Here is a 23,740-nt window from a genome sequence, read left to right as displayed (position 1 = left end):
CCTCAGGTCAGGGGCCAGGGCAGATCAACAGTGTTTTGCAACAGGCCCGGAGGGAAGTCCCGGTTAAGCAACCAGGCCATGGTGCACATGAAGGCGATTCCGGCCGCGGTATAAACCCCGGCCATGGCCCAACTCAGCCCCGCGCGGAAGCGCATGAACACCGCCAGGAACACCAGCAGTGCCAGGATGAACCCGACCAGCGAGGACAAGATCAGCAGCAGGCCGAACCAAGCCAGGGTGGACCACAGACCATGGTCGGTGCTGTCGGCGGCGACGACGACCTCATTGTCGGCGAAGATGATATCGGTCTCGGGTTTGCGCATCATGCTCACCAGCATGGAGACGCAACAGATCAGACCGACGGTGGCAACGAACAAGGGAAAGATCTTGTCGGTCACCAGGCGATCGGAAATCAACGAGGCATTGTAGAAGCTCACCAACAAATAGCCGGTGACCAGCAGCAAGAAGGTCATGGGCGCCCGCTTGCCGCCGGAGGGCACCTCGCCTTCGGCCATAATCTGCTTCGCCTGCCGGATACCGAGAACGACGGAAACGATGGTAACGATGATCAAGATGATAACGATCGGGCCAAAGATATAGTCGATGCCCACGTCGAAGCCCTGACGGAACTTGGAACCCGCCACCTGATAGGCTTGGTTGGCGAAGGTCTCGGCCGGGTTGGACAGCACGAAGCCAATCAGGAAGGCCGGACGGGACCACTCGAAGCGACGCAGGAAGATGCCCAACAGACCAATGGCGAACAGTGCCACCAGGTCGGCCAGGTTTTGGCCGGACTGGAAGGCGGCGAACGAAATCAGCATGAACAGAAATGGGGCCAGCAGGGTAAAACGGATGGTCGTGAGCTTGGCAATGGTGCTCGACATGCCGATGCACAGCAAGGTGCCGATCACGTTGGCAAGAGCCAACAGCCAGACAATGGAATAGGTGATGTCCAGATAGTTGGCCGATAGCATCTGCGGGCCAACTTCCAGATCCCCCGAGCCCAGCAAGGCCACGGCGCCGATGAACACCGCCATGGAGCCCGAACCCGGAATACCAAAGATCAAGGTCGGCACCAAACCGCCGCCTTCCTTGGCATTGTTGGAGCTCTCCGGGCCGATCACGCCGCGGATCTCTCCCTTGCCGAAGTTCTCTTTGTTCTTGGTTGTCTGTACCGAATGGCCGTAGGCGATCCAGTCAACCACCGAACCGCCGAGACCGGGGATCACACCGACGATGACGCCAATGATGGAACAGCGCACGGACAGCCAAATGTTTTTCCACCAATCCTTGACGCCGTCCAGCCAACCGCCACCCAGGACGGCCTGTTGGGAGATCGACCTATCTTGTCGCAGCAAGGCGACAATCTCGGGAACGGCGAAGATCCCCAGGCCGACGATGACTAGTTTCAAGCCGTCGGCCACATAGGGCAGGTCATAAGTGGCCATGCGCAAGGAGCCCCCGGCATCCGCTTCGCCGATGGTGCCAACAAGCAGACCCAGACCCGCCGCGGCGAGGCCCTTGAGCGGAATACGCCCGGCCAGGATCGCCACCATGGACAAGCCAAGGATGGTAATCATCAGCATCTCGGGCAACCCGAATGCCAGCACGATGGGCCGCGCAATCAGAATAAAGAAGGTAAGGAATAAGGCGCCGACCAGACCGCCGAACAAGGACGAAGCAAATGCCGCCGACAGCGCCCGCGCCGCTTCACCCTTTTTGGCCAGGGGAAATCCGTCCAGCACTGTTGCCTGCGACGCGGAAGACCCGGGTATACCCATCAGCACCGAGGCAAAGGTATCGGAAGTTGGCACCACGGCGACCATGCCGATCATCAGTGCCAGGCCACTGACCGTATCCATGCCAAAAATAAAGGGAAGAACCAAAGAGAGACCCGCGATGCCGCCCAGCCCGGGAAAGACACCAACGGCGAGTCCCATGACCACACCAAGGGCAAGATACATCAGCACGCCGGGCTGCAGAATCAGCGCGAAGGCATCGCTCAACGCCGGTAATACTGTTGTTATCAAGTCCAATTTAACCACCCTCCCTGGCCGAAAAAGATCTGCCCCACCAAAAGGGCGGGGCAGACGCATTCTTTATCGCTTATTTTAATTCGACGCCGTAGTCGGTTTTCAGCCAATTGATGACGTAGGCCTTGGCGGAATCCGGCACGGAGGTGGCCCGATCAAGGGCATCTTTGGCGCCCTGGCCGACAAACATCGGATACTTGCCCAGGCGCGCGGCAGAGATCTTGGCGAAGTCGTCCCGCGCTTTGACCTTGGCAAATGCCGCGACAAATGTATCGACGACGTCCTGCTTCGTCCCCTTGGGAAGGAAGGCAAGCTTTTGCACCGGGAAGCCGGAGATGAAGAAAGCCTTCCAGGCCTCCCAGGCCTCTCCCGAGGTTTGGCAGCCATCGGTTTTCTCGCAGACTTCCTTAAAGGTCGCCACATCAGGGAACGTCGGGTCGCGAACGATATTGCCATCATCATCCAACGCGCCCCATGTCATCATCGGAACGGCTTTGCCATCCTTGACCAACGGAACGACACCCTTGAGATAGCTCGACGACGTTTGATAGTCGATGTTGGCTTCGCCGCGCTCGAACATCAAACGACCGTCTCCCCGGCCCTTGATGCCGAACACCGGTTCCACGTTCAGACCAAGCATTTTCCAGGCCAGCAAGGGCACCAGATCAAGGCGGGTCGCGCCTTGCGAGCCATAGATGAAGTTGATGCCCTTGAGCTGATTGGCCGAGCCGTCGAACTTTTTCGCCAGGTCGGGTGGAAGGTAGGCGACACCACCGGTACCGGTAGCCATCACCGGCATCCAGTCCTTGTATTCATAACGGACCCGGGGATCGTTCAGCAGATAAGGGAACTGGGTCGAGCCGGAAGACCCGAACATGACGGTCCCATCGCCATTCTTTTGTTTCTGGAACCAATTGGCTCCCTTGGTCGAACCGGCCCCGGGCATGAACTTGACCACCACCGTGGGCTGACCCGGCAGCGCCTTGCTCAATAGAGGGGCGAAAAAGTTGGCCCACTTGGCCGAGCCGCCCTTTTCAGAGAATGGAATTGTCCACTCGACGGTCTCGCCTTTCAGGTTGACCTCCGCCTGCGCGGAAACCGACATGCCGAGCGCCGTGACGATCGCTAATCCTTGCATCGACCGACGCAATAGCTTGTTCATTGATGACATCGTTATCCTCCCGAATATCAACTACTTCAGAATCAGATATCCGCGACCCCATCCGAAACCATGCATAAATAGATGGGCCTCGCGACTTGATTGGACCATCATTGCATTGCAAGCTTGCACCAAGCTTTCCAGGGAGGAATTAAATTGCGCCTCGTGATCATCGAGGACAACAAATCTTTAGCGACCGGCATCGCGCACCGGTTCCGCGACCATGGTCACGCCATCGACCTCCTTCACGACGGGCAGGAGGGGGATACGTTCTTGTCCCGCGAAGGCGCGGACTTGGTAATTCTCGACATCAATCTTCCGGGCATGAATGGCATGGACATCCTGCGTCGCATGCGAGAACGCAATGACCTGACTCCCGTTCTCATGCTCACCGCGCGCACGGATATCTCGGATCGGGTTCAAGGTTTGGATGCGGGCGCCGACGACTACCTGATCAAGCCGTTCGAAATGGATGAGTTGGAAGCCCGGGTGAGAGCGCTTTGTCGTCGGCGTGGCGCGGCGCGATCCACCGCCCAAGCCATCGGGACGCTCTCTTTCGATATCGCGGCACGCATCCTGCGCAGCGGCGAAGAGGTGCTCGATCTGCGGCGGCGGGAATTGGCGGCATTTGAGTGCCTGTTCGAACGCCGCGGCAGACTGGTCCCGAAGTCCCTGTTGCTTGATCAAATGTATGGCATCGGGGCGGATGTGGACGAAAAAGTGGTCGAGGTGACGATTTCCAGACTGCGCAAGAAGCTGGCCGGTCACCGGGTCAAGATCAAAGCCGCGCGCGGATTGGGCTATCTGATGGAAGACGCTGATCGATGATGCGCTTTTTATCCTTGCGCACGCGCTTGATGATCCTGACCCTCATTCCCTTAACCATTGTTTCGCTGGGCGCCGGGTATTGGCGCATTTCCTCTGCGGCCGATACGACACGCGAGATTTTCGACCGCACGCTGATCGCCCTGACCCTGGCAATTTCCCGCGATATTGTTGTTTCGGGGGGGGACGTGGTCTCGGAGTCCACCAATCAATTGTTGCAAGACAATTTTGGCAGCCAGCTTTTCTATCACGTCTACGGTCCCGACGGGGCCTTTGTCACCGGATATGCCACCCCCCCCGTGATCCCAGCCCATATTGAGCTGAGCGACAACGTGCCTGTTCTGTTTGAATCGACCTACCGGGGCGCAGCCGTTCGGGTTGCCCGGCTTCGGGAGCACTCGCGTTTCGAAGGGGCCAGTGGTTTCGCGGCCGTGACTGTCTGGCAACCCATGGCCAGCCGGGAGGAATTTGTCCAACAACTGGCCAGCCGGGCGATCATGGTCATTCTCTCGTTGTACGTGACGGTCACGGCCGTGGTTTGGTTCGGCATCAATTTGGGGCTGAAACCGCTCACCGATCTGCAAGACGCCATTGCCTTGCGGTCTTCGGATGATCTCAGCCATATCCGCCGCCCCGTACCCACCGAGGTCAAAGGCGTGGTGGCAACCTTGAACTCTCTGTTCGGTCAGGTCCGCGACACCATGGCAAGCCGCGACCGGTTCATTTCAGACGCGGCACATCAATTGCGCAATCCGGTTGCCGGACTGTATTCCCTGGCGGAGGCGGCCCGGGACGCCAAGACGGCGGAAGATCGAAAGGCGCGGGTTGGACAGGTGGTCGAAGCCGCCCGACATGCCTCTCGGCTGACCAATCAATTGTTGTCCTTGGATCGGGTCAAGGGGCAGACAGGCCATAGCCGATTCGAGATTGGTGATTTGAATCAGATTGTCCGGGAGGTCTGTGAACGCAATGCCGAAGCGGTATTGGATGCCGATATCGAGTTCGGCTTCCATCCTCACCCCTCCGCCCTCTCTGTCTTCGCGCATAAAATCCTGCTTCAAGAAGCGGTGCATAACCTGATCGACAACGCTTTGAAACATGCGGGCCCCGGGAACAGGAGAATCCTCGTCAGCGTTGCCTCGGTCGACGGCCGGGGGATTGTATCGGTCTCAGACAAAGGAAAGGGCCTGGACCCGTCGGACAGCGACATCGCCTTCTCCCGCTTCGGGCAGGTGGAGCCCGGAGAAGGGAGTGGTCTTGGTTTGGCGATCGTGATGGAAATCGCCCAACGCCACGGCGGATCTGTCAGCATTGAACCCTCTGAAGTGGGCGCCACTCTCTCGCTTGCCATTCCGCTGGGATCGGGACCACCGGGTGTTTGAGACCATTCGTTCGTCATGCCCAAACGCGAATGGGCCGTTCGTCATCGGGCACTACCTGGCATGGGCGGGAAGGGCGTATGGTTTCTTTCAACAACCCTCCCTCCAACGGAAACCAAGTCATGCATACCTTAAACCTCTCCTTCCAGTTCCACCCTCTCGAAGTCTTGGCCGAAACCATGCACCGTATCGCCAATACTCTCCGGGAGACCGAAAAATCCTTGAATGCCGCGCACCAGGCGGCGGCTCTGTTCGAATCTGGTCGTCCGGTCAATCGTGAAGCCCTTCGCCAACTGGGATATCTGAAGTAAGCTGGGCGAATGCAAAGCTTCGATATCGTTACGCTGCGGGTCTTTCTCGCCATCGCCAGGGCTGGCAGCATTGGTGCTGCGGCCCGCAACGAACATATCGCGGCATCCGCCGTCAGCCGCCGCATCAGCGACCTGGAACACGACCTGGGTATCACGCTGATCCGCCGAACCCCGGCGGGTGCCACCCTGACCCCGGCGGGTCAAGTGTTTGCCGGCCATTGCGAAACCAGCCTCAACCACTTTGCCAACGTGCGCGCCGAACTGAAGCGCTATTCCGAAGGCAAGGCCGGCGAGTTGCGTCTCGCGGCGGTAACCTCCGTCATGGCCGGTCGGCTCCCCAAGGTCCTGAAAGTCTTTCAAGATACCTTTCCCAGCGTCGATGTGACCCTGACGGAAATCTATTCCGCCGACGGGATCCGTCAATTGCGCGAGGATCTGGCTGATCTGGTGGTCATTGCCGATACGTCTGACACGCGGGGATTCGATGTCCGCCCCTATGCCAGCGATCCGGTATGGGTGGTTGGCGAAAAGGGTCATCCTTTGTTCGAAGGGCGTCAATCAGAGGCGCCCATCGCTTTTTCGGAAACCCTGGATTTCGAGCATCTTTCCCTTCACGAAGGCGGCGTGCTGGATGAACTGGTCGCCAACGCCACCCGCAAGGCTGGCCGACAGCCCAAACGCCGCATCCGCGTGGCGCGGTTCGACGCCCTCCGCAGCTGTGTCAGTGCCGGCCTTGGCCTCGGCTTCCTTCGTGAAAGCTCGGTCAAACCCTACCTGGAGCTGGAGGGCTTGGTTGGGGCACCTCTGACCGATGCCTGGGCCGATCGCCGCTTGATCTGCGTCTTTCCCAAGGCCCAGGATGTCTCGCCGGTGGTCGGTGAATTCCTGTCCTTGCTTTAAAGTCTATGAGACGAAGTGACAGGCCGAAGCGGCAGTCCGGGTATCCATGTTGCGGCCGCGATTCAGGTGATCATCGATCTCCGCCGCGCACCCCGTCATGCGCCCGAACAAGAAGATGGTAAAGGCCGCCGTTTCCATTTCAGCGTCCGATATTTTGCCATCCCGATAGCGGGGCCAGAACAGCTTGAACAGGGCGGCGGCGATAACCGCGTCAATGTTCACGCAGAACACGTTGCGGGTGACGCCCAATTCGAAAAGCCGTTCCACCAGGATATGGTAGAAATCCAGGAAAATGTTGGTTTCGTCCCGTTCGGCAAAAAAGTCGCGAATGAAGGCCTCGCGCGGGTCCAGGTTGACCGGCTTATTCTTGAATACCGGATGGTTGATCCCGGGAACGGCGGTCACATTGGATCCGACGGCCTTGGCCGCTTTTTTTTCGGCGGCATACTGCTGGACGAAACTATCGGCGATCTCGGTCAGCGATAGTCCATGCTGCGCGTCGCCGGGGTCTTTCAGGCCGCTACCCTTGAACCGCTCGGCAAGGAAAGCAATGCCCTCGAAGCCATTGCCGCCATGGGCGAATCCGGTATGGGTGAGAAAGCCAACCATGGCCTTATTCAGTTGGACCCGGTCCGGGGTGGCCGGTCCGTCCGCCGAAACCGCGCCCTTGGCACCCTGGGCCGAGATGGCCCCCGGGCCATTGGTGATCAAAAGGCCGAGCAGCACCTGAAATGCCAGCAGATCCTCTGGTCGGGCTTCCTCGCCCACCAGGGCATCAAAAGCAATCTCGCTCAAAGAGAGATGTCCGAGCATGCGATCCATGGCCACACCGCGGAATGTCTCTGACCCGTGTTCCGCCGCCGGGACCGCCGCGCCGATCTGGGTACCCAGGAGATCAAGCATCCACGGGAGATTGATCAGCGACTGCCGGGAAATACGCTTGCGCATCAGGGACCGCCAGCCAACCGTTGCCGACAGTGCGGCCAAGACCCCGGCTTTGGTCGGATGTCCGGGGAGGGATGACACATAGTCCACGAAGATTGATTTCAGCCCCCGTTCGGTGGCCGCGGTGACCAGCGACTTGGCTGAGGCATCCTCGGTCTCCTGGGAGAAAAGGGGCGCCCATTCGGTGTCCATGTCGGGAAATGCGACCCGAGCTTCTTTCGGCGACGCAATCCCGGCCTGGCCGAAAAGCTCAATCAGGACCCGGACCGCCTGACGCGAGGCTTGCACTGATTTCGGCCCCTTCATGGTCAAGGCGGCGGAGAGAATCAGGTTTGGCGCGCTTCCAGACTCCCGGGCCGCCTCCACGGCCGTCAAAGCCGGCGTGCCCTGCAAATTGACATGGGAAGCAATCGCCAGGGTCAACGCGGCGGCCTCGTCTTCGGTCACGGCTCCCCGGGTCAGGGCAAGCCCGATGACCTGATCCATCGGTCTTTTGGCCACATCCAAAACCGACACCCCATGCAGGCTGGCAATCTGGGTCTTGGGATCCATGGCCGAGGCCCCGGACGTATCCTTCATGGGCTGACGCGGAAACAGAGCGCCGACCTGGGTATCCAGGGAGGCTAGTTGCGCCGCATAGGGTTCCGGCGCGGTTTCCACCGACAGATTCAAATTGGCCGGAATCTGTAGTCCCTGGTCGTTGGCAATCCAAGGTTTCAGCGACAGAGAGCCTTGGGGCGCATAGTCCGGGTCGTAGATGCGCCCGTGGTAAGGCTCGATGATTTCCACGATCAGCTTCACGATGGCTTCCGGGGTGTAGAAGACACCGCCCTTCTGACCCTCGGCCATGGCAAAGTTGCCGAGGAAGTATTCGTAGACCTTGCCGAAGGCGTCACCGGTTAGGTCCACCGGAGCCAACAGCTTCAAGAGTTCCACCAGGACGGAGTTCTCGATCTGGGTATAGGTGCGGGGCAGTGCGCCCTTGAGGTCCGCGTTCTCGTCCTCAACGGCCTTCATGGCCTCGTTGATGGCCTTGCCGATGTTGTCGCCCTCAGTCAGCGACAGGAGGTGGGAGAAACGGGCCTCGGGTGGTAGGAATATCACGCCCTCGGCTTCGTAGTCGGCCTTGCTGATCTTACGGCGACCGCCAGAGCCAACCGGCCCCAACTTGTCTTCGGCTTGGGCGTACTTCTTCTCGGCGTAGCGAAGGAAGATCAGGCCCAGGACAGGGGTGGAGAACTCGCTGGGTTTCAGTCCTGTGTTGGCCCACAGCTGGTCTGCGGCTGCCCACAGTCTTTTTTCTACGTCACCGGTTACCACGACTTCCCCCTCATTGTTCTTGTTGTTGATCTTACGCGGAATGGGAGATCAGCACCACTACCTGAACGATCAAGCCGCGATACGCTCCAGCCGATCCAGCAGATTCCGCACCGAAGACTTGTGCCAGCGGCCACCACGAGGCGTCAACATGCCTCGCTCGTTCAGGGCTTCCGCCACAGCGCCAAGGCTCTTGATGCCCTCTTCGCGTAGAGCGTCAATGACCGGGGCGAGGTTGGTGGCGTGTTGATTCGCGCCCGCTTGAATGGACCTCACGGCGGCCTTGTTCCCCCTGCCAGCGCGACGAAGAGACGCGGCCCCGTTGGGGTTGCCCAGTTTCACACCACGCGCCTTGGCAGCCGCCAGGGCCTCCTTGGTGCGCTTGGAGATGGCCTCCCGCTCCTGCTGCGCCACAAGGGCCATGATGCCCACCGTCAGGTCGTTGGCTTCCGGCATGTCAGCCGCAATGAACGCCACCCCGCTGTCCCGCAGTGTCAGTAGAAAGGCAGCATTGCGTGACAGGCGGTCCAGCTTGGCGATCACCAACGTTGCCCCGGTTACCTTGGCAAGGTGCAGCGCCTTCTCCAGTTCGGGCCGGTCGTTGTTCTTGCCGCTCTCAACCTCGGTGAATGAGCCAACAAGCGTCCCGCCCTTGCTCCGGGCGTATTCCTCGATGGCCCGTGTCTGTGCTTCCAGGCCCAGGCCACTGGAGCCTTGCTTGGTGGTGGATACGCGATGGTAAGCGACGATCTTCATGGCGAAACCTCAGCAGTACAAAATTCCGTAACGTTCGTTTGACCTTCCTGTACCCCTCAATCGAGGTCAGAAGCCCCGATCTCGATCACCCGCTCCATCAACGCGTTGTACGCCGCCTCTTGAAGGCCCGGCGTTTTGTTCTCGTAGTGGCGCTTGATAACCTTGTACGGGTTCCAGATCAGGACGTAGCTGATTGGGCCAGACGGTCCCTCCTTGATGTCGATGAAACCAAGGTCGGCGAGGATTTTGACACGATCTCGCCATGTGCGGACCGCTCGCTGTCCGCCGAACCCCGCGCTGAAGGCCATCTCTTGCTGTTTGTTCGTCACGACGTACGCGTCGTTGTTGAACGTACGAAACCATAGATCAAGGTAAACGGACGAGACCGGTTTACCGTTGGAGAGGTCGTCCATGATCCGCAAGATCAGGGGCATGGCCCTTGGCACAAGAAGCCAGCCAGGCTTGTCCGCGTCTCCTTCCCACAGGTTCTCTGGTTCAATCTTCCCCCAGAGGCGCTCCCGCATCTCTAGCTTCTTGCGTTCGATTTTGCGCATCTGCTTCTTGGTTGTCAGCGTTGTCGGCATTACCATTTCTCCTTCGTGAAGAGGTGGAGTTGGGGTGGGCGTTGGAGACCCACCCCGAAACCCTCACCGGGCCTTGCGCCCAAAGCCCAGGTTTGGACCCTGGGTGGCGGCGACCTTCACCTTTTTTGTATCGTCTTTTTCCTTTAAACTCAAAGACTTAGATGTCACTGGGATGCCTATAAGGGACATTGAAGGTGCTTACTCATTATGCTCAGTATGACACATTTGTGTCAATGCCAAATACCGAGATGGAATCGGCTCGTTGGTTTTCTCGCGCATTATCAATGAATTACGGCGATTTCGCTGTGTTCCTGGGTGCTCCGGTGCTCCGGTGCTCAACCGTACTCCCGTGTGCTCCTGGGGTGCAGGGGGCGCAGGGGCCACTCCTGTCGCAAAAAAAATCGGGGGTACGGGGGGAGTTTTCGGTCTTGCCGAGTAGATATACCCGCTCACATTTTTCTGCCTGAAACTGGTCGTTCCCTATGTGAGGTGCGACAGGTCCAGTCCGTCGTAACGCAGTTGGCTCATGGCCTCCGCCAGCTTCTTCAGGACAAACCCCCGTCCGTACCGACCGGACATGCCTTCCTCACCATGGCCCTGCAGGGCATCCATTACTTCCTTGGAGATGTCGGAGTCACGACAAGCATCCTCGAAGCAATGGCGGAACGAGTGGAAGGCGTTGCGGCGGTTCTTGATGCCCACCGCCTTCAGGAACCTGTTGAAGTGTTTCGAGAAGGGCGACGAGTAGTAGCCATCCGCACCCATCTTCAGATCGGGGAACAGACGTTGCTTCCCTTGCTTTCGCCGTTGGGCAACATGCGTCAGGAAGCCAAGGTCAATCAGGGTTTGGTGCAGGGGAACTACACGATGGCTGTGGGCCGTCTTCAGGCGCTTGTCATCGCCGTCGTCGTTGACGTCCAGATACCAGATACCGTCCTCCTGGCGTACATCATCGACGTACAACTGGATGACCTCACCGGCTCGCGCTCCGCTGAACAGGCTGACCAATGGCACCCAGTAGATTCCGGCGTCACGGGGCACAATGTCACCGGGCTTTGACCACTCCCGCACGGACCTGCATCCCGTGTACACAGGCGCGGCGAAGATGGCCTTCAGTTCGTCCAGCGTGAACGGATTGCGTTCATCCCGGACGCTACGCTTGCTCTTCTTCACCTTGAGGCCCTTGAAGGGGTTGTCTGGGCAATCATCGTAGTTGTTGTCAGCCCAAGACCAGAAAGCAGCTACGCAGCCGATGATCTTGTTCAGGTTGCTGTCTGACATCGGTGGCATCTCCAGCGCCTTCGCTCGATCAGCTGCTTCCGACAGCGACAGCCCCTTCAACTGGAGGTGCTTGTTCCAGTTTGCGGGTAGGTTCATCAAGACCTGCTTGAAGGCTCGACCATCTTCCTTCCCGTAGGTAGTGAGAGGCCGGTCGCCAGCAAGGTCGATGAAGTGACCCTTCCAGACACGGTGTTCCCGTTCGGTCTTCGGTACCCAGGAAGTTCGTGCCTTCTCCGTTGCCCATTCTTCGACCAAGTCCGAGAGCAGGGGGCCGCTTGATGCTACCGGTGTCGTGGCGCTGTTGCTTTCTGTGGGAGTGGAAACTTGAAGCTGGGGTGTTTCGATGACCTCGCCTTCGTTACGAAGTCGCTTTGCCTTGGATGCTTTGATGCTGGCGGCCTGAAGGGTGCGAATGACTTTTCGCCAACCAGGTGACGCCGGGGCCAAATGGAGGTCAACGTTCTCCCAACTCAGAACCTCTTCCGCTTCATCCTCGAAGAAGAACCCCGGTTCGCCCCGTGCGTAGTCGTGACGGTTGATCTCGTCCAAGTCATCGACATCCTCAGCATACTCGTCGAATGATCTGCCCTCGAAGGCTTCAAGGCGCACTTCTTCATCTTCATCGAGGAGGTGGGCGTAGTAGACGTCACCGATGTGTTTGATCTGTTCATCGGTGAGATCATCAAGGGGTGGACGGGAGCGACGTTCCGTCAAGCGTCGGTGGTCGTCGAACAGAGCATCCACCCGGACTGCCTCGATGCGCACCAGCTTCAGGGCTTCGTGGTGGTCCTTCGTCTTGAGCGAGAAGGTTTCTTCGGACTTCGGGTACGTATCTTTGATGTCCACCGGGATTGCAGCGCGGTGGTAGTAGGTCGCTCCGCGGCGGTAGAGTCGAGGGTGTCCTGGCATCTTTTCCATGCTCCCAATGTAACAGTCAACTGGAGCAGTGAGAAGAATTTACTGTTTGATTTCAGGTGATTGCTTGTTTCCCGGACTTCTGCGGGAAAATGGCGGAGAGACAGGGATTTGAACCCTGGGTGGGATCGCTCCCACAACGGTTTTCGAGACCGCCCCGTTCAGCCGCTCCGGCACCTCTCCATCATTACACTCTAAAGGATTCGGCCCTTTGCTCCGCATTCCTTTGAGACTCACCAAAAGACCCTTGGATTGCTTCCAACGGCTTTCAGCGGTGGCGCATCTTTAGCACTGCCCCCCGACCTCATGCAAGCCACGATCAGAGGAAGATTGGAGCCCTCTGCCTGCCCTTGGTCACAAGGGGGTAGAATTTGTCCGAAGCCCCCCTCGGGACCCCTAGTGATGCAATATTCGCATCATAACGAGGATAAATTAGCAGTATATCGAAGCGCCCTCTCCTGATCAGATACGCATGAGACTGGCCAACGAGAGTGCATCATGCTGCAAACCCAATCCTTTCAGATCCCCGACCTGCACGCCGCCTATGAGGATGGCCTGAGCCCGCTCTCGGTGGTCGAAGAAGTCTATCGGCGCATTGAAACGGTGGCCGACGAAGGCATATTCCTCCACCTGATGGACAAACAGGCGGTGCGGGCCGAATGCGCCGCTCTTGGAGCTTTTGATCCCCTTGCCAAACCCCTGTGGGGCATTCCCTTTGCCATCAAGGACAATATCGACGCGAAAAACGCACCGACCACGGCCGCCTGCCCGGCCTTTGCCTACGACGCCGAAGAAGACGCCTTTGTCGTGGCGATCCTGCGCGCGGCGGGCGCCATTCTGATCGGCAAAACCAACCTGGACCAGTTCGCCACCGGGCTGGTCGGTGTCCGCACCCCCTATGCGGCCCCAAGGAACGCTTTGGACCCTGACATTGTACCCGGCGGTTCCAGCTCCGGTTCAGCCGTTGCGGTGGCGCATGGGCTGGTCACGTTCGCTCTGGGCACCGACACGGCGGGATCGGGCAGAATTCCGGCGGGACTCAACGGGATCGTCGGGTTGAAACCGACCATCGGCGCCATTTCCGCCAGCGGGGTTATTCCCGCCTGCCGCACCTTGGATACGGTTTCCATATTCGCTCTCAGCGTGGAGGAAGCCCACGAAGTCTTGCAAGTGGCCGCCCGCTTCGACCCGGCGGATGCCTATGCGCGCCCGATCCCGGTGCCGCCGCTAGGTCGGCCGGCTCCCGCATTCACCGTTGGCGTGCCCGACCCGGCCAGCCGCCAGTTTTTCGGTGACGAGACCCAGGCCATCTCCTTCAGCGAAGTCCTTGATGACATCACCGCCCTGGGCGGAACCATCGTCGAGATGGATTTTGAACCGCTCTATCAAGTCGCCAACATGCTTTATAACGGGGCCTGGGTCGCCGAGCGCTATACGGTGATCGAGGACCTGCTGCGCGACAACCCCAAGGCGTTATTCCCGGCCACCCGACAGATCATTCAAGCCGCCGAGACTCTATCCGCCGCCGATGTATTTCGCGGTTTCTATCGTTTGCAGGATCTGAAACGGCTGGTGGCGCCGCTTATCCAATCGGTGGACATGTTTTGCGTGCCGACCCTGCCGACCTTCGTCACCGTCGAGGAATTGAAACAGGATCCCGTGACGCCCAACACGCGGCTCGGCACCTATACCAATTTTGTCAATCTGTTGGATTTGTGCGGCATTGCCGTTCCCACTCAACCCCGACGAGACGGGCGCCCGGGCAGCGTGACTCTCTTGTCCGGCGCCGGACAAGACGGACAGATTGCCACCCTCGCCAGTGCCCTCCATCGCCGCTGCGGCGGCATGACGGGCGCCACCGGATGGGCTCTGGCGGACGCGAAGCCCATACCCCCCAAGGCAGGGGCGGGAGAAATCGCCTTGGCCGCCGTGGGGGCCCATATGTCCGGCCTGCCGTTGAATGGCGAATTGACCAAGCTCGGCGCCCGCTTCTTGTTCGCGGGCCAAACCGCGCCGGAATACAAACTTTATAGCCTGCCCGGCGGTCCACCCCATCGCCCCGGCCTGATTCGCGATCCGGGCGGAACGTCCATCGCCCTGGAAGTCTGGGCGGTCCCGACCGACCAGGTCGGCGCGTTCCTTTCGGGCATTCCCCATCCCCTGGGCATCGGCACCGTCACCCTGGAAGACGGTTCCCAAGTCAAAGGGTTCATCTGCGAGCCCATCGGTATCGAAGGCGCCATGGAGGTCACCGAACACGGTGGCTGGCGCGCCTATCTGCAATCCCTTTCCTGATCAAGACAAGCTGCAAGGAGCCAAATCATGCAAAGACGTGACTTTCTCAAAACCATGGGTGTCGCCACCGGCGCCTCGGTGCTGCCGTTTCTGAAGTATCTTCCCGCCGAGGCGGCGGGGCGCAAGGATACCCTGGTGGTGGTCACCGGCCATGGCATCAACAGCCTGGACCTGCACCGCAAGGGCACCAATCGTCCCAGCTACCAGATCACCGTCAATATTTATGACCGGTTGGTCCGATTTGGCGTCAAGACCCTGGAAGACGGCTCCATGGCCTATGATTCCACCAAGATCGAGCCGGAAGTGGCGGAATCCTGGACCGTTTCCGACGACGGCAAGTCCTATACCTTCAAGATCAATCCGAAAGCCAAGTTTTGGGATGGATCCCCGGTCACCGCCCAAGACGTCAAATGGTCCTTCGATCGCGCCGTGAGCCTGGGCGGCTTCCCGGCGGTGCAGATGAAGGCCGGGTCCATGACCAAGCCGGAGCAGTTCGTGGTGGTCGACCACATGACCTTCCGCATCGATATTCCCAAGCCATCGAAGCTGACCCTGCCGGATCTCTGCGTACCCATCCCCTTCATCATCAATTCCAAGGTCGCCAAATCCAAGGCCACCAAGGACGACCCCTGGGCCACCGAGTACCTGCATAAGAACCCCGCCGGGTCCGGCGCCTTCAAGATCGCCCGCTGGGACGCGGGTCAGCAGTTCGTCTATGAGCGCAACGAGGATTGGGCCCTGGGCCCGAAACCGGGCGTGCAGCGAGTCATCGTCCGCGAGGTGCCGTCGGCTTCCACCCGTCGGGCGCTGACCGAGCGCGGCGATGCCGACCTCTACATGAACTGCCCGGCCAAGGATGCCAAGGAACTGGCTGCGGGCGGCAAGGTCGCCATTTCCGGCGCACCCATCGACAACTGCCTGCATGTGCTGGGGCTCAACCTGAAGCACAAGCCCTTCGACAACGTGAAGGTCCGCCAGGCCATCGCCTTTGCGCTGCCCTACAAGGATATCGTCTCCACTTCGGCTTATGGACGCGGCAAGCCCATGTACGGCGGCACAGAAAAAATGCCTTCGACCACCGCCTGGCCGCAGCCGTTCCCCTATGACACCAATCTTGACAAGGCCAAGGCCCTGTTGGCCGAGGCGGGCCTGCCCGATGGCTTCGAGACCACCTTGTCCTATAACCTGGGCCTGGCCGATTGGCAGGAACCCACCGCCCTGCTGATCCAGGAAAGCCTGGGCAAGATCGGCATCAAGGTGACCCTGGACAAGATCCCCGGGGCCAACTGGCGGACCGCCTGTCTGGTGGAGAAGAAGCTGCCCATGCATCTGGAGAACTTCGGCGGCTGGCTGAACTATCCGGACTATTACTTCTTCTGGGCCTACAAGCACGGTCACCTGTTCAATTCCTCCAACTACAAGAACGAGGAAGTGGAGAAGCTGGTCGACGACACCCTGCACATGGCGGTGGACGATCCGCAGTATGCGGTGAACGTCAAGAAGATGATGGCCATCGCCTTCGAGGACGTGCCCCGCATTCCGCTGTATCAGCCGTACCTGGACTCGGCCATGCAAAAGAACGTGGGCGGATATGCCTCCTGGTTCCATCGTCAATTGGACGTGCGCGCCTTGAGCAAGGGCTGATCCAACCATGCGGACCAAATTGATCCAGATCGGACAACGACTGCTGCAATCGCTGCCGTCGGTGTTCGGGATTGTGGTGATCTCCTTCGTCCTCACCCGGGCGCTGCCCGGGGACCCGGCGGTCTATTTCGCCGGGGCCATGGCGGACGAGGAGTCCATCGCCCAGGTCCGCAAGGCCTTGGGGCTGGACCGGAGTTGGGTCGAGCAGTTCTTCATCTACGTGGGCAACCTGATCAACGGCGATTTGGGCATGTCGTTGAATACCGGCCTGCCCGTCTTGGAAGAACTGCTGACCCGCTTCCCGGCTTCCATTGAGCTGACCGTTACGGGGTTGGGGCTGGCGGTCATGATTGCGGTTCCCCTCGGCGTGCTGGCGGCCACCAGACCGGGGAGTTGGGTCGACCATTTCTGCCGGGTGCTGGTCACGGCGGGGGTCTCCCTGCCCACCTTCTTCACCGGCCTGTTTTTGATCTATGTGTTCTATTACCTGTTGGGCTGGGCGCCGTCGCCTCTTGGAAGGCTGGACATCCTCTACCTGTCGCCGCCCCATGTGACAGGCTTCTATCTCATAGACAGTCTACTGGCCGGGGATACCGAAACTTTCGGCGCCACGGTTCGGCAACTCATTCTGCCCGCCATCACCCTGGCCCTGTTCGCCCTGGCGCCCATTGCCCGCATGACCCGGGCCTCCATGCTCACCGCCTTGGCCAGTGACTACGTGCGCACCGCCCGGGCCAATGGCCTGTCGCGGGCGGTGGTGCTGGGCACTTATGCATTCAGGAACGCCGCGTTGCCGGTGCTGACCACTCTGGGCATGGTGTTTTCCTTTTTGCTCGGGGCCAATGTGCTGGTGGAAAAGGTGTTCTCCTGGCCCGGCATCGGCTCCTTTGCCATCGAGGCCCTGGTGGCGTCCGACTATGCCGCCGTGCAGGGCTTCGTGCTCTCCATGGCGCTGCTGTTCGTGGTGGTCAATTTGACCATCGATGTGATCCTTACCCTGATCGATCCGCGGGTGGGCCTCGATGACTGATGTGACCGCCCCCAAGGCCGCCTTCTTCGGCCATGTGCGCTATGTGCTCAGCGAGAACCCGGTGACGGTGGTTGCCTTCTCGCTGTTCGGATTGATTGTCCTGCTGGCCCTGTTCGGCCCCTGGTTGGCGCCCTATGACCCTTTGGCCACCAATGCCGCCCAAACCCTCAAGGCACCCACCTGGGCCCATCCCTTCGGTACCGATCACCTGGGCCGGGATGTGCTTAGCCGTGTCATCGTGGCAACGCGCCTGGACTTGGGAATTGCCTTGTCGGCGGTGGCCCTATCCTTTGTCTTTGGCAGCGCGCTCGGTTGCGCTGCCGGGTTCTGGGGTGGCTGGACCGACCGGATCATCGGTCGTCTGTCCGATACCATCATGGCTTTCCCGTTGTTTGTGCTGGCCATGGGCATTGTCTCGGCGCTGGGCAATTCGGTGGAGAACATCGTCTATGCCACGGCGATCATCAATCTGCCTTTCTATGCCCGGATCTCTCGGGCCGAAATCAGCCTGCGCCGCAATGTGGGCTATGTGCAGGCGGCGAGATTGAGCGGGAGTTCCGACGTCCGCATCCTGGCCACGCAACTGTTTCCCAATATTCTGCCGCCGATGATGGTGCAGATTTCGCTGAACATGGGCTGGGCCATTCTCAATGCGGCGGGGTTGTCGTTCATCGGCCTGGGGGTGCGCCCTCCGGACGCCGAGTGGGGGATCATGGTGGCCGAGGGCGCGACCTATATTGTGTCCGGCGAATGGTGGCTGGCCCTGTTCCCCGGCGCCGCCCTGATGCTGGCGGTATTCTGTTTCAACCTGATGGGCGATGGTCTGCGCGATCTGGTCGACCCGCTGAGGCGCACATAAGATGACCGCGACCCCCATCCTTGCCGTTGACGCCCTGTCGGTGGAATTCCGCACCCGCAAGGGCACCGTGCGGGCCCTGGAGGACGTGTCTCTATCCCTGGAAAAGGGCGAAGTGCTGGGCATCGTCGGCGAGAGCGGCTCGGGAAAATCGGTGACCGCCTTCACGGTCATCGGCCTGCTGGACAAGGCCGGTCGGGCGGTGGGCGGATCGGCGGAGTTCGATGGGATTCCCCTGACCGGCGCCCGGGAGTCCAGTCTGCGTAGCCTGCGGGGCCGGGAAATCTCCATGATCTTCCAGAATCCCCGCGCCGCACTGAATCCCATCCGTCCGGTGGGCAAGCAGATCGAAGACGTGCTGCTGCGTCATGCCCAGGCTTCGCGCCAGGACGTCAAGGCCAAGGCCATCGAGATGCTGGACCGGGTGAAAATCGTCGATCCGGAACATCGCTACGGCTCCTATCCCTTCGAGCTGTCGGGGGGCATGTGCCAACGGGTGATGATCGCCATCGCCCTGTCTTGCGACCCCCGTTTGCTGATTGCCGACGAACCGACCACCGGTCTGGACGTAACCACCCAGAAGGCGACCATGGACCTGATTCGCGATTTGACCCGCGAGCGGCAAATGTCGGTGGTGCTGATCACCCATGACCTGGGCATGGCCGCCGCCTATTGCGACCGCATCATGGTCATGCAGCAAGGCCGAGTGGTGGAATCGGCGCCCGTGGCCGACCTTTTCGCCCGACCGACCCATCCTTATACCAAAAAGCTGATCGCCGCTTCGCCGGGACCGGATTCGGAACTGAGCGACCTAACCGCCGTGCCCGATGAACTGGACGTTGCGCCGACACGCACAGCCACCCATCCAGTGACCCCCGCCCCATCGGTCAATGAGACCCTGTTGGAAGTCTATGGCCTGGTGAAGGAATTCCCCAAGCGCGGCAGCAATGATGTGTTCCGCGCCGTGGACAACATCTCCTTTACCCTCCACCGAGGCGAGAGTCTGGGATTGGTGGGCGAATCCGGCTGCGGCAAGTCGACCACCTCGACCATCATCACCCGGCTGATGGATCCGACGTCGGGGGATGTGTTTTTCGACGGCGAGAACCTGACCACCTTTCCGGCGGCCAAATTCGCCCGCCTGCCACAACGGACCAAGATCCAGATGGTGTTCCAGGATCCCACCGACAGCCTCAACCCTCGCTACAGCGCCAAGGATTCCATCGCCGAGCCCCTGCGCCGCCTCAAGGGCCTGCGGGATGGCAAGGCGATCACCGCCAAGGTGGATGAACTGGCCGACATGGTCGGATTGCCCCGCAAGCTGCTGACCCGCTTTCCCCATCAGCTATCGGGCGGTCAAAAGGCGCGGGTGGGCATCGCCCGGGCCATCGCGGTGGATCCCTTGATGCTGGTGCTTGACGAGCCCACCTCGGCGCTGGATGTCTCGGTTCAGGCGGTGGTGCTGCAATTGCTCGATCGGCTCAAGAGGGACCTGGGCATGAGCTATATCTTCGTCTCCCATGACCTCAACGTGGTACGGCTGCTTTGCGAGCGGGTGATCGTCATGAACAAGGGCCAGATCGTGGAATCGGGAACGGCGGATGCGGTGCTTAAAAACCCGGTCGATCCCTATACCCGTACCCTGATCAACGCCATTCCGCACTTCGAGCCGGAGAAGATTCAAAGAGCGCCCCATGAATGATTGCTCCATGCTCGGCGGAACGGTCCTTGTGGGCGGGCATTTGCCGTTGACATCCCATTCGTTGCGGCTATAGTGCCGCCTCTTCGCGACGCTTCCGGGCGCCGCGTGTCTTTTTCGTTCGAATACGGTGCAGAAAAATGTTCGCAGTCATCAAGACCGGCGGTAAGCAGTATAAAGTCGCTGAAGGCGACAAAATCACCGTCGAAAAGCTCGATGTGGAAGCCGGTGGCTCCGTCGAGATCGACAATGTTCTGATGGTCGGCCAGGATGGCCAGGCCCCGACCGTGGGCGCGCCCGTGGTCGAAGGCGCCAAGGTTGCCGCCGAAGTGGTCGAGCAGACCCGGGGTGACAAGATCATCGTCTTCAAGAAGCAGCGGCGTCAGAATCACCGCCGTAAGAAAGGTCATCGCCAGGACCTGACCGTTCTGCGCATCACCGGCATCACCGCTGGCTAAGGAGAAAACAAAATGGCTCATAAAAAGGCAGGCGGTAGCTCCCGCAACGGTCGCGACACAGAGGGCAAGCGCCTCGGTATCAAGAAGTTCGGCGGTCAGAAAGTGATCCCCGGCAACATTCTGGTCCGTCAGCGCGGCACCAAGTGGCATCCCGGCGAGAACGTGGGCATGGGCCGCGACTATACGATTTTTGCCAAGATCGAAGGCTCCGTGTCGTTTCGACGTCGCGCGGGTGACAGAGTCTATGTGAGTGTGGAGCCGGCGACCCAGGCCTAACGCCGGTCACGCCCACCAAACACAAAAGATTTGACGAAAGGGAGTGGCTGGGCCATTCCCTTTTTTCGTCGTATGGGGACAGAGATGAAGTTTCTCGATCAGGCCAAGATTTTTCTCAAATCAGGAGACGGCGGCGCCGGGAGCGTCAGTTTCCGGCGCGAGAAATATATCGAGTTCGGCGGTCCCGACGGCGGCAATGGCGGACGCGGCGGCCATGTGATCGCCGAGGCGATGGATAACCTCAACACCCTGATTGACTTCCGCTATCAGCAGCATTTCAAGGCCAAGACCGGCGGCCATGGCATGGGCAGGGATCGCAGCGGCAAGTCGTCCGACGATGTTATCCTGCGGGTACCCGTGGGCACACAGATCCTCGACGAGGACAAGGAAACCGTCCTGGCCGACATGACCGAACCGGGGCAACGGGTGGTCCTTTGCCGGGGGGGCGATGGCGGCCTGGGCAACGCCAATTTCAAGACCTCCACCAACCGCGCACCGCGCAAAGCCACGCCGGGCTGGCCGGGCGAGGAACGCTGGGTATGGCTGCGGCTGAAGCTGATCGCCGATGCCGGGCTGGTGGGCTTGCCCAACGCCGGCAAGTCTACCTTTCTGGCCGCTGTCTCCCACGCCAAACCCAAAATTGCCGATTATCCCTTTACCACCTTGCATCCCAATCTGGGTGTCGCGGGAATCGGAGACGAGGAATTCGTGCTGGCCGATATCCCGGGGCTCATCGAAGGCGCCCACGAAGGCCATGGAATCGGCGACCGCTTCCTGGGCCATGTGGAACGGTGCGGCGTGCTGCTGCACCTGGTGGACGGCACCCAGGACGACGTGGCGGGCGCCTACCGCACCGTCCGTGCCGAACTGGATGCCTATGGCAATGGCCTGGAAGACAAGGCGGAACTGGTGGCGCTCAACAAGTGCGATTCGTTGACCGATACGGCGGCGGCGGAGAAACAGGCCGAGTTGGCGGCGGCCTGCGGGCAGAACGTTCATATCATCTCCGCAGTTTCCAAACGCGGTGTGAAAGGTGTTCTGGGCCTGATCAAAGATGCCATTCACCACAGCCGCAATGCCTTGGACGCCGCCGGACGCGAGACGGAGGCCTGGCAGCCATGAGCGCGGCAAAGCATTTGACCGGCGACCTGAAACAGGCCAAGCGGATCGTCATCAAGATCGGCTCGGCGTTGTTGGTGGACGAATCCAAGGGCGTATTGCGTCGGCGCTGGCTACAGGCCCTGGCGGAGGACATCGCCACCCTTCGCAAAGAGGGGCGCGAGGTGATTGTCGTGTCGTCGGGATCCATCGCCGTCGGTCGGCGTTACCTATCTTTGGGCCAACGTCCCCTGCGGCTGGAAGAAAAGCAGGCCGCCGCCGCCGCCGGGATGATCCGCCTCGCCCATGCCTATCAAGATGCCCTGGGGCATCATGGCATCACCGTGGCCCAGGTTTTGTTGACCCTCGACGACACCGAGAGCCGCCGCCGCTATATCAATGCCCGCAATACCCTGGATACCTTGCTAAGTCTGGGCAGCGTGCCCTTGATCAACGAGAACGACACGGTGGCCACCGACGAGATCCGATTCGGCGACAATGACCGTCTCGCCGCCCGGGTGGCGGCCATGGTCAGCGCGGACACCCTGGTACTGCTGTCCGATATCGATGGGCTTTATACCGCCGATCCCAACCGCGACCCGGACGCCCGCTTCCTGCCGGAGGTGCTTGAAATCTCTGCCGAGATTGAAGCCATGGCCGGGGACCCAGTGACCGCCCATGGCTCCGGCGGCATGGTGACCAAATTGGCGGCGGCGAAGATCTGCTTGGGCGCCGGATGCCGCATGGCCATTACCCAAGGCCACGAGGAGCATCCTTTGAAACGGCTGGCCGAAGGCGCGCGAGCCACATGGTTTTTGCCCAAGGCCAACCCCGCCAAGGCACGCAAGCAATGGATCGCGGGCAGCCTGAAAGCGGTGGGCACTCTGTGGCTGGATGATGGCGCCCTAACGGCATTGAACAAAGGCAAGAGCCTGCTGCCCGCCGGAGTCACCAAGGTCGAGGGCAAGTTCGGGCGCGGTGCCGCCGTGGTGGTGCGAGCCGCCGATGGTCATGAGGTGGCGCGAGGTCTGATGGCCTATCCCTCCGCCGATGCACGCAAAATCGCCGGGCACAAAACCTCGGATATCGAATCGCTGATCGGCTATCGCGGCTCTGATGAAATGATCCATCGGGATGATTTGGTGTTGTTGTAGAATCTGTCGTTTCACCCCCTTGCCGATGGGGTTAGACTGCGCCCGAGAATCACAAACGTCCATCGGGAGGACAACCTCAATGCTCAAACGTTTCGCAGTCGCCGCCGTGGCGGTCCTGACCCTTGCCCAGGCCACTTCGGCCGATGCCCAATCCTATGGGCCACGCGGTCCCTATGGTCAGCAGGCCCCGTCGGGTCCCTATGCCGGAAAGTATCCCGGCACCTTTGCCCCCCGGGTCATGCCGCAACGCATGCAGCGCGGCCCGCAGCGTCCAGCCCGCGCCGAGACAGAGACCATCGTCGAAGCGGGTATTGGCAAGCTGCGCACCTTCGTTATGCAAAACCGCAAGGCCGACAAAACCGCCATGCTCGGTTTCGTGACCACCGAAATCGCGCCTTACTTCGACTTCGACCATATGACCAAGTGGGCCTTGGGCAAGCGGAGCAGTGCCCTGAGCGATGCCGAACGGGCCAAGGCCGCCGGATGGCTGAGCCAGCATTTCCTTGAGACCCTGGTACGTCACATGGGGGTCTATAACGGCGCCCGGACCCGTGTTCAGCGAGCCTACGAAGGTCGTGATGGCCGCGCCACCACCTCCACCGTGCCGGTCTCGGTGGAATCCCGGGGCGGTGACAACACCAACCTGGAATTCCGCTTCTATAAGGGTAAGGACGGCTGGAAAGTGTACGACGTGAAGGCCAACGGCCAAAGCGCCTTGATGTTCTATCGGCGCATGCTCAACGACCGGGTGGGCAATCAACAGCGCCAAGGGCAGCGCCGCATGCCGCCGCGCCAGTACATGAACCGCTAAGTCGGTTCCCTTGC

20 protein-coding genes and 1 tRNA gene are annotated in these 23,740 nt (G+C 60.3%); 14 read left to right on the top strand and 7 right to left on the bottom strand.

Annotation, left to right across the window (positions count from 1 at the left end):
- Positions 1 to 2: 2 nt before the first annotated feature.
- Both MGMAQ_RS02805 and MGMAQ_RS02800 read right to left on the bottom strand, forming a co-directional pair.
- Positions 3 to 2,036: a tripartite tricarboxylate transporter permease gene (locus MGMAQ_RS02805; RefSeq protein WP_046020338.1), complete on the bottom strand. Its 2,034-nt coding sequence runs from the start codon at positions 2,034 to 2,036 to the stop codon at positions 3 to 5.
- A 70-nt stretch (positions 2,037 to 2,106) separates the two neighbouring features.
- Positions 2,107 to 3,171, bottom strand: a complete 1,065-nt coding sequence (locus MGMAQ_RS02800) for a tricarboxylate transporter (protein ID WP_046022886.1) — start codon at positions 3,169 to 3,171, stop codon at positions 2,107 to 2,109.
- 186 nt (positions 3,172 to 3,357) lie between these two features.
- On the opposite strand from MGMAQ_RS02800, the gene MGMAQ_RS02795 reads away from it, so the two are divergent.
- The 4 genes from MGMAQ_RS02795 to MGMAQ_RS02780 all read left to right on the top strand — a co-directional run bounded on the left by MGMAQ_RS02795 (position 3,358) and on the right by MGMAQ_RS02780 (position 6,607).
- Positions 3,358 to 4,020, top strand: a complete 663-nt coding sequence (locus MGMAQ_RS02795; protein ID WP_252508740.1) for a response regulator transcription factor — start codon at positions 3,358 to 3,360, stop codon at positions 4,018 to 4,020.
- Positions 4,017 to 5,399, top strand: coding sequence for a sensor histidine kinase (locus tag MGMAQ_RS02790; RefSeq protein ID WP_052716073.1), 1,383 nt, complete (start codon positions 4,017 to 4,019; stop codon positions 5,397 to 5,399). Before MGMAQ_RS02795 ends, MGMAQ_RS02790 begins: the two co-directional genes overlap by 4 nt.
- Positions 5,400 to 5,518: 119 nt before the next feature.
- Positions 5,519 to 5,707, top strand: coding sequence for a hypothetical protein (locus MGMAQ_RS02785; RefSeq protein ID WP_148560811.1), 189 nt, complete (start codon positions 5,519 to 5,521; stop codon positions 5,705 to 5,707).
- A 9-nt stretch (positions 5,708 to 5,716) separates the two neighbouring features.
- The gene (locus tag MGMAQ_RS02780) at positions 5,717 to 6,607 is read left to right on the top strand and encodes a LysR family transcriptional regulator (protein ID WP_046020335.1); all 891 of its coding nucleotides are present in this window, start codon (positions 5,717 to 5,719) and stop codon (positions 6,605 to 6,607) included.
- A gap of 3 nt (positions 6,608 to 6,610) precedes the next feature.
- Here MGMAQ_RS02780 and MGMAQ_RS21265 read toward each other — a convergent pair whose 3' ends face one another.
- The 5 genes from MGMAQ_RS21265 to MGMAQ_RS02755 form a co-directional block, all read right to left on the bottom strand.
- Complete coding sequence (locus tag MGMAQ_RS21265; protein ID WP_052716072.1) at positions 6,611 to 8,872, bottom strand: type I restriction-modification system subunit M N-terminal domain-containing protein; 2,262 nt, start codon at positions 8,870 to 8,872, stop codon at positions 6,611 to 6,613.
- A 69-nt stretch (positions 8,873 to 8,941) separates the two neighbouring features.
- Entirely contained in the window at positions 8,942 to 9,625 is a 684-nt protein-coding gene (locus tag MGMAQ_RS02770) for a recombinase family protein (protein WP_046020334.1), read from the bottom strand.
- A gap of 56 nt (positions 9,626 to 9,681) precedes the next feature.
- Complete coding sequence (locus tag MGMAQ_RS02765) at positions 9,682 to 10,209, bottom strand: hypothetical protein (protein ID WP_046020333.1); 528 nt, start codon at positions 10,207 to 10,209, stop codon at positions 9,682 to 9,684.
- A 480-nt stretch (positions 10,210 to 10,689) separates the two neighbouring features.
- Positions 10,690 to 12,408 (bottom strand): site-specific integrase, encoded by a 1,719-nt coding sequence (locus MGMAQ_RS02760; protein ID WP_052716071.1) that lies wholly within the window; start codon positions 12,406 to 12,408, stop codon positions 10,690 to 10,692.
- A gap of 90 nt (positions 12,409 to 12,498) precedes the next feature.
- A tRNA-Ser gene (locus MGMAQ_RS02755) sits at positions 12,499 to 12,588 on the bottom strand.
- A gap of 315 nt (positions 12,589 to 12,903) precedes the next feature.
- On the opposite strand from MGMAQ_RS02755, the gene atzF reads away from it, so the two are divergent.
- From atzF to MGMAQ_RS02705, 10 genes are all read left to right on the top strand, one after another.
- Complete coding sequence (gene atzF / locus MGMAQ_RS02750) at positions 12,904 to 14,700, top strand: allophanate hydrolase (RefSeq protein ID WP_046020332.1); 1,797 nt, start codon at positions 12,904 to 12,906, stop codon at positions 14,698 to 14,700.
- Positions 14,701 to 14,727: 27 nt separating this feature from the next.
- A complete protein-coding gene (locus MGMAQ_RS02745; RefSeq protein WP_046020331.1) occupies positions 14,728 to 16,344 on the top strand; it encodes an ABC transporter substrate-binding protein in 1,617 nt (538 codons plus the stop codon).
- A 7-nt stretch (positions 16,345 to 16,351) separates the two neighbouring features.
- Entirely contained in the window at positions 16,352 to 17,374 is a 1,023-nt protein-coding gene (locus tag MGMAQ_RS02740) for an ABC transporter permease (RefSeq protein ID WP_046020330.1), read from the top strand.
- A complete protein-coding gene (locus MGMAQ_RS02735; protein ID WP_046020329.1) occupies positions 17,367 to 18,233 on the top strand; it encodes an ABC transporter permease in 867 nt (288 codons plus the stop codon). Before MGMAQ_RS02740 ends, MGMAQ_RS02735 begins: the two co-directional genes overlap by 8 nt.
- 1 nt (position 18,234) lies before the next feature.
- The gene (locus MGMAQ_RS02730; RefSeq protein WP_046020328.1) at positions 18,235 to 19,932 is read left to right on the top strand and encodes an ABC transporter ATP-binding protein; all 1,698 of its coding nucleotides are present in this window, start codon (positions 18,235 to 18,237) and stop codon (positions 19,930 to 19,932) included.
- A gap of 137 nt (positions 19,933 to 20,069) precedes the next feature.
- Complete coding sequence (rplU, locus tag MGMAQ_RS02725; protein ID WP_046020327.1) at positions 20,070 to 20,387, top strand: 50S ribosomal protein L21; 318 nt, start codon at positions 20,070 to 20,072, stop codon at positions 20,385 to 20,387.
- Between the two features lie 12 nt (positions 20,388 to 20,399).
- On the top strand, positions 20,400 to 20,663 hold the full coding sequence (gene rpmA, locus MGMAQ_RS02720) for a 50S ribosomal protein L27 (protein WP_046020326.1): 264 nt from the start codon (positions 20,400 to 20,402) through the stop codon (positions 20,661 to 20,663).
- Positions 20,664 to 20,747: 84 nt separating this feature from the next.
- Positions 20,748 to 21,785, top strand: a complete 1,038-nt coding sequence (gene obgE / locus MGMAQ_RS02715; protein ID WP_046020325.1) for a GTPase ObgE — start codon at positions 20,748 to 20,750, stop codon at positions 21,783 to 21,785.
- The gene (gene proB, locus MGMAQ_RS02710; RefSeq protein ID WP_046020324.1) at positions 21,782 to 22,915 is read left to right on the top strand and encodes a glutamate 5-kinase; all 1,134 of its coding nucleotides are present in this window, start codon (positions 21,782 to 21,784) and stop codon (positions 22,913 to 22,915) included. Before obgE ends, proB begins: the two co-directional genes overlap by 4 nt.
- 79 nt (positions 22,916 to 22,994) lie before the next feature.
- Positions 22,995 to 23,726 (top strand): phospholipid-binding protein MlaC, encoded by a 732-nt coding sequence (locus tag MGMAQ_RS02705; RefSeq protein WP_046020323.1) that lies wholly within the window; start codon positions 22,995 to 22,997, stop codon positions 23,724 to 23,726.
- The last annotated feature ends 14 nt before the right edge of the window (positions 23,727 to 23,740 follow it).

Source organism: Magnetospira sp. QH-2 (genome assembly GCF_000968135.1).
GTDB lineage: Bacteria > Pseudomonadota > Alphaproteobacteria > Rhodospirillales > Magnetospiraceae > Magnetospira.
This window is presented reverse-complemented; position numbering and strand designations above follow the sequence as displayed.